The sequence below is a fragment of the Sulfitobacter sp. HI0129 genome, from assembly GCF_001635395.1.
Lineage (GTDB): Bacteria > Pseudomonadota > Alphaproteobacteria > Rhodobacterales > Rhodobacteraceae > Sulfitobacter.
In genome coordinates this window covers 1-10,042 of sequence record NZ_LWGH01000267.1, presented here as the reverse complement: position 1 = coordinate 10,042, position 10,042 = coordinate 1, and the positions used below count along the sequence as shown (strand labels likewise).

Annotated in this window: 7 protein-coding genes and 1 pseudogene; 6 read left to right on the top strand and 2 right to left on the bottom strand. The window is 64.0% G+C overall.

Going from position 1 to position 10,042, the window contains the following annotated elements; genetic code table 11:
• Positions 1 to 1,369: M20/M25/M40 family metallo-hydrolase (locus A3764_RS05525; protein WP_067951300.1), on the bottom strand; the 1,369-nt coding region annotated here is incomplete at its 3' end.
• Positions 1,370 to 1,588: 219 nt separating this feature from the next.
• On the opposite strand from A3764_RS05525, the gene hemA reads away from it, so the two are divergent.
• The 3 genes from hemA to ispG all read left to right on the top strand — a co-directional run bounded on the left by hemA (position 1,589) and on the right by ispG (position 5,461).
• A complete protein-coding gene (gene hemA, locus A3764_RS05520; RefSeq protein ID WP_067922793.1) occupies positions 1,589 to 2,812 on the top strand; it encodes a 5-aminolevulinate synthase in 1,224 nt (407 codons plus the stop codon).
• Between the two features lie 118 nt (positions 2,813 to 2,930).
• Complete coding sequence (locus A3764_RS05515) at positions 2,931 to 4,259, top strand: helix-turn-helix domain-containing protein (RefSeq protein WP_067922733.1); 1,329 nt, start codon at positions 2,931 to 2,933, stop codon at positions 4,257 to 4,259.
• A gap of 74 nt (positions 4,260 to 4,333) precedes the next feature.
• Positions 4,334 to 5,461, top strand: coding sequence for a flavodoxin-dependent (E)-4-hydroxy-3-methylbut-2-enyl-diphosphate synthase (gene ispG, locus A3764_RS05510; RefSeq protein ID WP_067922736.1), 1,128 nt, complete (start codon positions 4,334 to 4,336; stop codon positions 5,459 to 5,461).
• 51 nt (positions 5,462 to 5,512) lie between these two features.
• Here ispG and A3764_RS05505 read toward each other — a convergent pair whose 3' ends face one another.
• Positions 5,513 to 6,265 carry a DsbA family protein gene (locus A3764_RS05505; RefSeq protein WP_201722166.1) on the bottom strand — a complete coding sequence of 251 codons (753 nt, stop codon included), beginning with the start codon at positions 6,263 to 6,265 and terminating at the stop codon, positions 5,513 to 5,515.
• Between the two features lie 123 nt (positions 6,266 to 6,388).
• On the opposite strand from A3764_RS05505, the gene A3764_RS05500 reads away from it, so the two are divergent.
• The 3 genes and pseudogenes from A3764_RS05500 to A3764_RS05490 all read left to right on the top strand — a co-directional run.
• The gene (locus A3764_RS05500; RefSeq protein ID WP_067922744.1) at positions 6,389 to 7,552 is read left to right on the top strand and encodes a pyridoxal phosphate-dependent aminotransferase; all 1,164 of its coding nucleotides are present in this window, start codon (positions 6,389 to 6,391) and stop codon (positions 7,550 to 7,552) included.
• 76 nt (positions 7,553 to 7,628) lie between these two features.
• Positions 7,629 to 8,849 (top strand): N-acetylmuramoyl-L-alanine amidase, encoded by a 1,221-nt coding sequence (locus A3764_RS05495; protein ID WP_067922746.1) that lies wholly within the window; start codon positions 7,629 to 7,631, stop codon positions 8,847 to 8,849.
• Between the two features lie 114 nt (positions 8,850 to 8,963).
• A pseudogene (locus tag A3764_RS05490) lies at positions 8,964 to 10,042 on the top strand (transglycosylase domain-containing protein); the annotation flags it as partial.

Sequence of the window (10,042 nt, the reverse complement as noted above, 5' to 3'; positions counted from 1 at the left end):
GCGCGTCGAGGATGCGCGCCCAACTGCGGATGCCTTTGTGAAAGCTCTCCATGTCGTATTTTTCGTTCGGGGAATGGATCTGGTCATCGTCCTTGCCGAAGCCGATCAACATCGGGCGGGTGCCGAGGATGCTCTGGAAATAGCCCGCGATGGGGATGGACCCGCCGCAGCCGATATAGGCCGCCGGGATGTTCCATTCCTCGCTCAACGCGTTGCGCGCGGCTTCGAACATCTGCCCTTCGGTATCGACGCCGGAGGCGGGACCGGCCCCGTGGCCGGTGAACTCCACGGTGCAATCGGGGGGCAGGGCGTCCTGCACCATCTGGCGGAAGCTTTCGCGGATCTTCAGCGGGTCCTGCGTTCCGACAAGGCGGAAGCTGAGCTTGGCATGGGCCTGTGACGGGAGGACCGTCTTGAACCCGTCACCGGTGTAGCCGCCCCAGATGCCGTTCACATCACAGGTGGGCCGCGACCAGATCATCTCCAGCGGAGTGCGGTCCTCTTCGCCCGCCGGGGTGGAAAGGCCCACGTCCTTCAGAAAGGCGTCATGATCGAAGGACAGCCCCTGCCATTGGGCCTCCAACTCGTCCGAAAGCTCCGGCACCCCGTCATAGAACCCAGGAATCGTGATGCGCCCGGTGTCGTCATGCAGCGAGGCCAGGATGCGGGACAGGACGCGGATCGGGTTCATGGCGATGCCGCCGTACATGCCCGAATGCAGATCCTTGTCGGGCGCGGTGATGGTCAGTTCTTCGCCCAGCAGGCCGCGCAGCATGGTCACGATGGCGGGGGTGCGGCTTTCGAACAGGCCGGTGTCGCAGATCATCGCCAGATCGCTGCGCAGCTCCTCCGCGTTCTTTTCCATGAACGGCACCAGGGAAGGGGAGCCCGATTCTTCCTCTCCTTCGAGGAAGAAGGTGATCCGGCAGGGCCATTCGCCGGTCTCTTCCTTCCATGCGCGCAGGGCTTCGACGAAGGTCATCAACTGGCCCTTGTCGTCGGATGCGCCGCGTGCGCGGATCACTTTACCGTCAGTTGTATCCTCGATCTGCGGGTCGAAAGGGTCGCGATCCCAAAGGTGAAGCGGGTCCACGGGTTGCACATCGTAATGGCCGTAAAACAGCAGGTGAGGCTTGGCATCGGCTGCCCCCGCGTGGCCCACAACCATGGGATGACCCGGCGTCTGGCGCTTTTCCGCATCGACGCCCATTTCGCGCAATTGGGCGACGAGCCAGTCCGCGGCCCGGTCGCAATCCGCCTTGTATGCTGGGTCTGTCGAGATGGAGGGGATGCGCAGAAGTTCCAGCAGCCGCTCGGTGGCGGCGGGCAGTTCGTTGTCGATGCGCCCGAGTATTGCGTCGATGGACATTGGGTTCTCCGGATTGATCTGGGCGGAGCCTATCAGCCGCGAATTGGGTGTCCAGAGGGGGCGGGGTGGACCGGCACAGGGCCGCTCCGGTCTGCGACAAGACGCCCGCGCGGTGGCGGGGGAAAAGCATTGTGCACCAAGGTCTCATTCTGTAGTTATTCTAAATGTTGAATATAGGCGAGCGCCTTGTCGCCTGAATACTGTATGATGGAGAGGCATATGGACTATTCCGCGAAGCTCGACGAAGCGATCGCGCGCCTGCACGACGAAGGCCGTTACCGGACCTTTATCGACATCGAGCGGCGGAACGGCCATTTCCCCCATGCGGTCCGTACCCGGCCCGACGGCAGCGAACAGGAAATCACCGTCTGGTGCGGCAACGACTACCTCGGCATGGGGCAGAACCCCGTCGTGCTGGATGCGATGAGCCAGGCGTTGCAGGCCACCGGCGCAGGCTCCGGCGGGACGCGCAACATTTCCGGCACCACGATCCATCACAAGCGGCTGGAGGCCGAACTGGCCGATCTGCACGGCAAGGAAGCCGCGCTGCTCTTTACCTCTGCCTATATCGCCAATGATGCGACGCTCAGCACGCTGCCGAAGCTCTTTCCGGGCCTGATCATCTATTCCGACGCGCTGAACCATGCCTCCATGATCGAAGGCGTGCGGCGCAATGGCGGGGCGAAGCGGATTTTCCGCCACAACGACGTGGCGCATCTGCGAGAATTGCTCGAAGCGGACGACCCGGCGGCGCCGAAGCTCATTGCCTTCGAATCCATCTATTCCATGGATGGCGACTTCGGCCCGATCGAGGCGATCTGCGATCTCGCGGATGAATTTGGCGCGCTCACCTATATCGACGAAGTGCATGCCGTGGGCATGTACGGCCCGCGGGGCGGCGGGGTGGCGGAACGCGACCGGCTGATGCACCGGCTCGACATCATCAACGGCACGCTGGCCAAGGCCTATGGTGTCATGGGCGGCTATATCGCGGCCTCGGCGCGAATGTGCGACGCCATCCGGTCCTATGCGCCGGGATTCATCTTTACCACCTCCCTGCCGCCTGCCGTGGCGGCCGGTGCGGCGGCTTCCGTGGCGTTTCTGAAGCGCGCGCCCGACTTGCGTGCGACACATCAGCAACAGGCAAAAGCGTTGAAATTGCGGCTGAAGGGGCTGGGCCTGCCGATCATCGATCACGGCAGCCACATCGTGCCCGTGATGGTGGGCGATCCGGTCCATACCAAGATGCTGTCCGACATGTTATTGGAAGAACACGGAATTTACGTCCAGCCCATCAATTACCCGACCGTTCCGCGCGGCACCGAACGGCTGAGATTCACGCCTTCGCCGGTTCACGGGCCCAAGGAAATGGATGCGCTGGTTCGGGCAATGGACATGCTATGGTCACATTGTGCGCTGAATCGTGCCGAAGCGGTCGGCTAGAAAGGGAACCATTCGTATTCCATCTGCCTTATGGTAGTCTTAACCAAACAAGGGGCTAAATCCGAATCGTGGGGCGATCGGGACAAGGCCATAGGCAGGCAGACAGGTAGGGCATGGTATGATCGGGCGGTGGTCCTCCAAGGATGTAGAACAGGACTTGGGCGAACCGCGGGGTTTTGACGATTTCGAACTCCGGCTCGGGGATGTCATGCGCGGCGAACGCGCCACCATGGGCAAATCGCTGCTGGATGTTCAGCGCGAATTGCGGATCAAAGCCTCCTACATTGCCGCCATCGAAAATTGCGATCCCGATGCTTTCGACACGCCCGGTTTCATCGCGGGCTACGTCCGCTCCTATGCGCGCTATCTCGACATGGATCCGGACCGGGCCTTTGCGGGCTTCTGTGCCGAATCCGGGTTTTCCGTGGCCCATGGCATGTCAGCGGAAGCCTCTGTCATCAAGAAGCCCACGCGCGAAGAGCGGTTGAAGCGTTCGGATCCGGGCGACATCTTCGTTCAGCCCAGTCTGCCTTTCACCCCGACGAGTGATTCCTTCCTCAGCCGGATCGAGCCGAGCGCCATCGGCTCCGTCGCCGTTCTTGTGGCCCTTATCGGGGCTCTCGGCTTCGGCGGCTGGACGGTGCTGAAGGAAGTGCAGCGTGTTCAGGTCGCGCCAGTCGATCAGACCCCTATCGTCCTGTCGGACCTCGACCCGGTCGAAGGCGCGCTGGCCCGTGCCCCCGAGGAGAGCGAAGAGGTCGAAGCCCCCGGGCGCGGCATGCGGGCCCCCCGGATGGAGGCGCTGGACCGGCTCTATCGCCCACAGGCGCTGGACGTGCCGGTTCTGGTGGCGCGGGACGCGCCGATTTCCACCCTCGATCCCCGGGCCGTCGGTGTCTTTGCCACGCCCGCAAGCAGCGGTTCGAGCGGGGGTGAGGGGATTGCAACGGATGTGCCGTCCTCCGCCGATGAAGCGATCCGCATGGCGCTGGCCGCGGGCGACGTGCCTGAAAGCAGCGCCATTCCCGGTGACAACGCCCTCCCCGGTGAGAACGTGCCGCAGGTCGTCGAAACGCCTGCGCCCGGTCTTCGCATGGTCGCGGCCTATCCTTCGTGGGTTCGGGTCCGCGCGGCGGATGGCACTGTCATCTACGAAGGCATCATGAACAAGGGCGACACCTATGAGGTGCCCCTGACCGAAGAACCGCCCACTCTGCGCACCGGTGAATCCGGGGCATTGTTCTTCGCCATGTCCGACGGCTGCTATGGGCCGGTCGGCGCACGCGGCAGCGTGACCTCCAACCTCGTGCTGGACAGCACGCAATTGGCGGCGGCGTATGAAGCAGTGGACCCCAATGCGGATACCTCGCTCTCGCGCATGTTTGCGGATCTGAGCGGTTCGGTCGATGCGGCCACCCTTGCGGCGCTGCCTTGCCAAAGCCGCTGACCGGGCATTGAGATCCCGCGGGTCGGGGATTAGGTAAGGGCAAACCCAAGCCAATCAGCCCGGGGGACCCTCTGATGAGCCTCAATCACATTCGCCCGTGGCGTAACATCGAACGCCGCGTCTCGCGCCGGATCATGGTGGGCAATGTCCCCGTGGGGGGCGATGCGCCGATTACCGTTCAGACGATGACCAACACGCTGACGACGGATGTGCGCGGCACCATCGCGCAGGTTCAGGCCGCGGCGGATGCGGGGGCCGATATCGTGCGGGTTTCCGTCCCGGATGAGGCTTCTTCGAAGGCATTACGGGAAATCGTGGCGGAAAGCCCGGTTCCCATCGTAGCGGATATCCATTTCCACTACCGCCGCGGGATTGAGGCGGCAGAGGCGGGTGCTGCCTGTCTGCGGATCAACCCCGGCAACATCGGCGACGAAAAGCGCGTCCGCGAGGTGATCAAGGCCGCGCGCGATCATGGATGTTCCATCCGCATCGGCGTGAATGCCGGCTCGCTGGAACGGCACCTCCTGGAAAAATACGGGGAGCCCTGTCCCGACGCGATGGTGGAATCCGGGCTGGATCACATCAAGATCCTGCAGGACAACGATTTTCACGAGTTCAAGATCAGCTGTAAGGCCTCCGACGTCTTTATGGCTGCCGCCGCCTACCAGAAACTGGCGGAGGCGACGGATGCGCCCATTCACCTTGGCATCACCGAGGCGGGCGGCCTGATGTCCGGCACGATCAAATCCGCCATCGGCCTAGGTAACCTTCTGTGGATGGGCATCGGCGACACGATCCGCGTGAGCCTTTCCGCCGATCCGGTGGAAGAGGTGAAGGTCGGCTACGAGATCCTTAAATCGCTTGGCCTGCGGCACCGGGGCGTCAATATCATTTCCTGCCCCTCTTGCGCGCGGCAGGGGTTCGACGTGATCAAGACGGTGGAAACCTTGGAAAAACGGCTGGAGCACATCAAGACACCGATGAGCCTGTCGATCATCGGCTGCGTGGTGAATGGCCCGGGTGAGGCGCTGATGACGGACGTGGGCTTTACCGGCGGCGGCGCAGGCTCAGGGATGGTCTATCTCGCAGGGGCGCAGAGCCACAAGCTCGGCAACGAGGGCATGATCGACCATATCGTCGAACAGGTGGAAAAGAAGGCCGAGGAACTGGAAGCCGCCGCCGCGCAGGACGCGGCGGAATAGCCATTATGCGGGGGTCGCGCCCCGGCCCCCGCGACGAGCGCCTGCGCGGGATCAGCCGCGCTTTTCTTCGACCAGCGCCATCATCTGATCGTACGGCAGGTAGCCGCGCAGCATTTCGTCTTCCAGCACGAAGGTGGGCGTGCCCGAGATGCGCAGCCTGTCGGCCAGTGCGCGGGTCTTGGCAATTTCGGCGGTGACTTCGTCACTGTCCATCTTCGCCTCGATTGCATCGGAATCGAGACCGAAGGTCGTGGCGAGCCTGCGCAGGGCGGGCAGCGTGACCTCTCCGTTATAGGCCATCAGCGCATCGCCCAGGGCCTTGTAGCTGTCCCCCCCAACGACCTGCTTTGCCGCCACGACATAGCGCGACGCCAGCATGGATTCCGCACCCAGAATGGGGAATTCCTTGACGATCAGCTTGATGTTTCCGTCTGTCTTCAGCAGCTTCTCCACCTCCGGGTGGGCGCGCTTGCAATAGCCGCATTTGTAGTCGAGGAATTCGACCAGCGTGATGTCGCCCTCGGGATTGCCGCCGACGTAGCTGTATCCGTCGTTGAAGATCGCATCGGCGTTGTCGCTGATGAGCGACTGTTCGGCATTCGCCTGCGCTTCCGCTTCGCGGTTCTGCAGCAGTTCGACCGCCTCCATGATGACTTCGGGGTTGTCCAGCAGGTAGGAACGGACCTCGGCCCGGAACTGGGCGCGCTCCGCATCCGTGAGTTCCGTCAGATCCATCGCCTGCGCGGGCAGGGTGAGGGCCAGTGCGGTGGCGGCTGCGAAGAGGGGGGCGATAAGGCGATGCATCATGGGCAGGACTTTCAGTTTTATCGGGCGGACTTTGTGACAAACAGGGCGGTCGGTTGCGGGTCTGCTTGACGCCGCGGGCATGCTGCGGTGAAACCACGTCTGAGAGTAAGGAGCAAGGCGATGCATAATTCAACCCGGTCGGCTGTCGATCCCTTCATCGTGATGGATGTCATGCAGGCCGCCAGCGCAGCCGAAGCAGCGGGGCGCCACATCGTGCATATGGAGGTCGGCCAACCCGGTACGGGCGCCCCCCGCGGCGCGGTCGCAGCACTGGCCCACGCCATGGAGGAAGGCCCGCTGGGCTATACCGTGGCGCTGGGGCTTCCGGCACTGCGCGCCCGCATCGCACAGATGTACGGTGAGTGGTACGACGTGGATCTCGACCCCGCGCGGGTCGTCATCACTCCGGGATCCTCCGGCGGTTTCCTGCTCGCCTTTACGGCACTTTTCGACACCGGCGCGCGGGTGGGTATCGGCGCGCCCGGCTATCCCAGCTACCGCCAGATACTCAAGGCGCTGGCGCTGCAGCCTGTCGATCTGCCGACAACACGCGAAAACCGGTTCCAGCCCCATGCGGATGACCTGCGCGCCCATGATCTGGCGGGTTTGCTCGTCGCTTCTCCGGCGAACCCCACGGGAACCATGCTGGACCGCAGCGCCATGGCCGCCCTTGCCGAGGCCTGCACAGAGGCGCAGGCGGCTTTCATCTCGGACGAGATTTACCATGGCATCGAATATGACAAAAAGGCCGTCACGGCGCTGCAGGTCACGGACAACAGCTATGTGATCAACTCCTTCTCGAAGTATTTCTCCATGACCGGTTGGCGCGTGGGCTGGATGGTGGTGCCGCCCGATCACGTTCGGGTGGTGGAGCGCATCGCGCAGAACATGTTCATCTGCGCGCCCCATGCCAGCCAGATCGCGGCACTCGCCGCGATGGATTGCACCGATGAGCTCGAAGCGAACATGGATGTCTACCGCGCCAACCGGGACCTGATGCTCGCAGGGCTGCCCAAGGCCGGTTTCGACAGGATCGCGCCCCCCGACGGGGCGTTCTATATCTACGCCGACGTGAGCCACCTGACGGATGACAGCCGCACGCTGGCGGCGGAGATCCTCGAAGAGGCGGGCGTGGCCGTGACGCCGGGGCTGGACTTCGACCCGGAGCGCGGCGCGGGCACGCTGCGCTTTTCCTATGCGCGCGCCACCGCCGATATCGAAGAGGGGCTGCGCCGCCTTTCGGCCTTCATGGAGGCGCGGGGGCAGGCTGGCCCGACCGGGTGAGCGGTGTTATGCAGGACAGGCCGGATCGTGGGTGAAACGACGACCGGAAACGGGGCAGGGTGAGGGTGGTTACGCCATGAAAAGAACGGTCTTCGCGGTCTGCCTGATGCTCGTCGCCTCGCTCTCTCCCGTTCGGGCGGAGCAGGAACTGACGGCGCTGGCCCGGGTGGAGCCGGAACGCAGCGTGATCGAGGACCGCTGGTTCGGAGCCACGCGCATGACCATCGGTCTGAGCCAGGGCGTGCCCTTCCGCGTCTTCCTGCTCAACGATCCGCCCCGGCTGGTGGTGGACTTCCGCGAAGCCGACTGGACCGGCATCAGCGACGCCGATCTGCTCCCCGAACCGGGGCGGGTGACGGCCGTGCGCTTCGGCGCGTTCCAGCCCGGCTGGTCGCGGCTGGTGGCCGATCTGGCGGTGCCCATGCGCCCGACAGAGATCGCCATGCCCGTGGATGAGGCAAGCGGCACCGCAACGCTGGAGATTGACCTGAAAGAGGTGGGCGCATCCGAATTCGCCAAAGCGGCCGGGGTGCCGCGCGATCCGTCGTGGACGGTGGCGCTGACCGCACCGCCCCGCGCGCCCGATCCGAACGATGCGCGTTTCACCGTGGTGCTGGATCCCGGGCACGGGGGGATCGATCCCGGTGCAGAGCGCGAAGGCGTGGCGGAGAAGGACCTGATGCTGAGCTTTGCGCGCGCCTTGCGGGATGCACTGGTACGTGAGGGGGCGGAGGTCGTTCTCACCCGGGACGAAGACGTTTTCGTCGCGCTGGAAACCCGGGTGGCGCTTGCCCATCAGGCGCAGGCGGATCTTTTCGTGTCGCTGCATGCCGATGTGCTGACCGAAGGCGGGGCCAAGGGGGCCACGGTCTATACCCTGTCGGACGAGGCGAGCGATGCCGCGACAGAGCATCTTGCCGCCCGGCACAATCGGTCCGACATCATCGCGGGCGCGGATCTGACCGGGTCTGACGATCAGGTGGCAGGTATCCTGCTCGATCTGGCGCGGCAGGAGACCGAGCCGCGTTCCGTCGCATTGGCCGAGGTTCTGGTCGAAGGAATGGCAAAGGCCGGCGGACCGATGAACGGCCGCCCCCTGCGCCGGGCGGGGTTTTCGGTGCTCAAATCCGCCGATATCCCCTCGGTCCTGGTTGAGGTCGGCTTTCTCAGCTCGAAGCGCGATCTCGCCAACCTGCGCGATCCGATCTGGCGCGCGGTCATGGTTGCGGGCATCGCGGATGCGCTGCTGGCATGGCGCGATCAGGACGCCGCGCGCAAGCCGCTGGTGCGCCAGTGAGTGCTGCCCATAGGCGGGCATCCGCGCCCGGCTGACCGCCAAGTGTTTTGACGCGACCCCCCGATCTGGTCTATAGGTCAGGGCCAGTTCAACCGATCCACGGCGGTTTTCTCCTTGCTCAGATTTATCCTTTCCTTTCTAGGCGGTATCTTCACCACCGTGACCATGGGCATCGCCATGGTCGCGCTGACCATCGGTGCCGTCTTCTGGATGTACGGGCGCGATCTGCCCAGCCACGAGTCGCTGGCGCAATACACCCCGCCGACCATCAGCCGGATCTATTCCGGTCAGGGCCGTCTGATCGACGAATTCGCAAAGGAACGGCGGCTTTTCGCCCCGGCGGAAACCATTCCCGATCTGGTGAAACAGGCGTTCATCTCTGCCGAGGACAAGAACTTTTATCAGCACGAAGGCTATGATCTGCGGGGCATCGGTGCGGCTGCGGTCGATGCGGTGCGGTCGCGCGGGCAGGACGTGCGCGGGGCCTCCACCATCACGCAGCAGGTGATGAAGAACTTTCTGCTGTCGGGCGACCGCCGGGCAGAGCGCAAGATCAAGGAACTGATCCTCGCCGCGCGGCTCGAAGAGACGCTGGACAAGGAACAGATCCTCGAACTCTACATGAACGAGATCTTCCTCGGCCAGAACTCCTATGGCGTGGCCGCGGCGAGCCAGACCTATTTCAACAAGACATTGAATGAACTGGCCCCGCATGAGGCCGCCTTCCTCGCCTCGCTGCCCAAGGCGCCGTCCGATTATCACCCGGTGCGCCGCAAGGACCGGCTGCTCGCCCGCCGCAACTTCGTGCTGCGCGAGATGAAGGAAAACGGCTATATCACCGCCGCGACCTATGAGCAGGAGGTGGCGGAGCCGCTGCGTTCCGTCCAGAACGGCGATTTCGAAAGCTTCAAGGCAGAATTGCCGCCGCGAGACTATTTCACCGATGAAATCCGCCGCCAGCTCAGCCTCGACTTCGGGGAGGGTGAATTCTTCACCGGCGGTCTGACCGTACGCGCGACCATCGACAACGAAATGCAGCCCATCGCCGCCAACGCGCTGCGCCGCGAGCTGGAGCAATATGACCGGGGCCGCGGCGTCTGGCGCGGCACCCGCAAGACATTGCCGCCCAAGCGCTGACATCGGAAGAAAACTGGCGCGCCGCGCTCGCCGATCTGCGCGTGCCCCGCGACATC

Excerpts from the sequence above, each read along its gene's own strand:
- hemA (WP_067922793.1), top strand. The coding sequence starts at position 1,589 with ATGGACTATTCCGCGAAGCTCGACGAAGCGATCGCGCGCCTGCACGAC.
- A3764_RS05515 (WP_067922733.1), top strand. The coding sequence starts at position 2,931 with ATGATCGGGCGGTGGTCCTCCAAGGATGTAGAACAGGACTTGGGCGAA.
- ispG (WP_067922736.1), top strand. The coding sequence starts at position 4,334 with ATGAGCCTCAATCACATTCGCCCGTGGCGTAACATCGAACGCCGCGTC.
- A3764_RS05505 (WP_201722166.1), bottom strand. The coding sequence starts at position 6,265 with ATGCATCGCCTTATCGCCCCCCTCTTCGCAGCCGCCACCGCACTGGCC.
- A3764_RS05500 (WP_067922744.1), top strand. The coding sequence starts at position 6,389 with ATGCATAATTCAACCCGGTCGGCTGTCGATCCCTTCATCGTGATGGAT.
- A3764_RS05495 (WP_067922746.1), top strand. The coding sequence starts at position 7,629 with ATGAAAAGAACGGTCTTCGCGGTCTGCCTGATGCTCGTCGCCTCGCTC.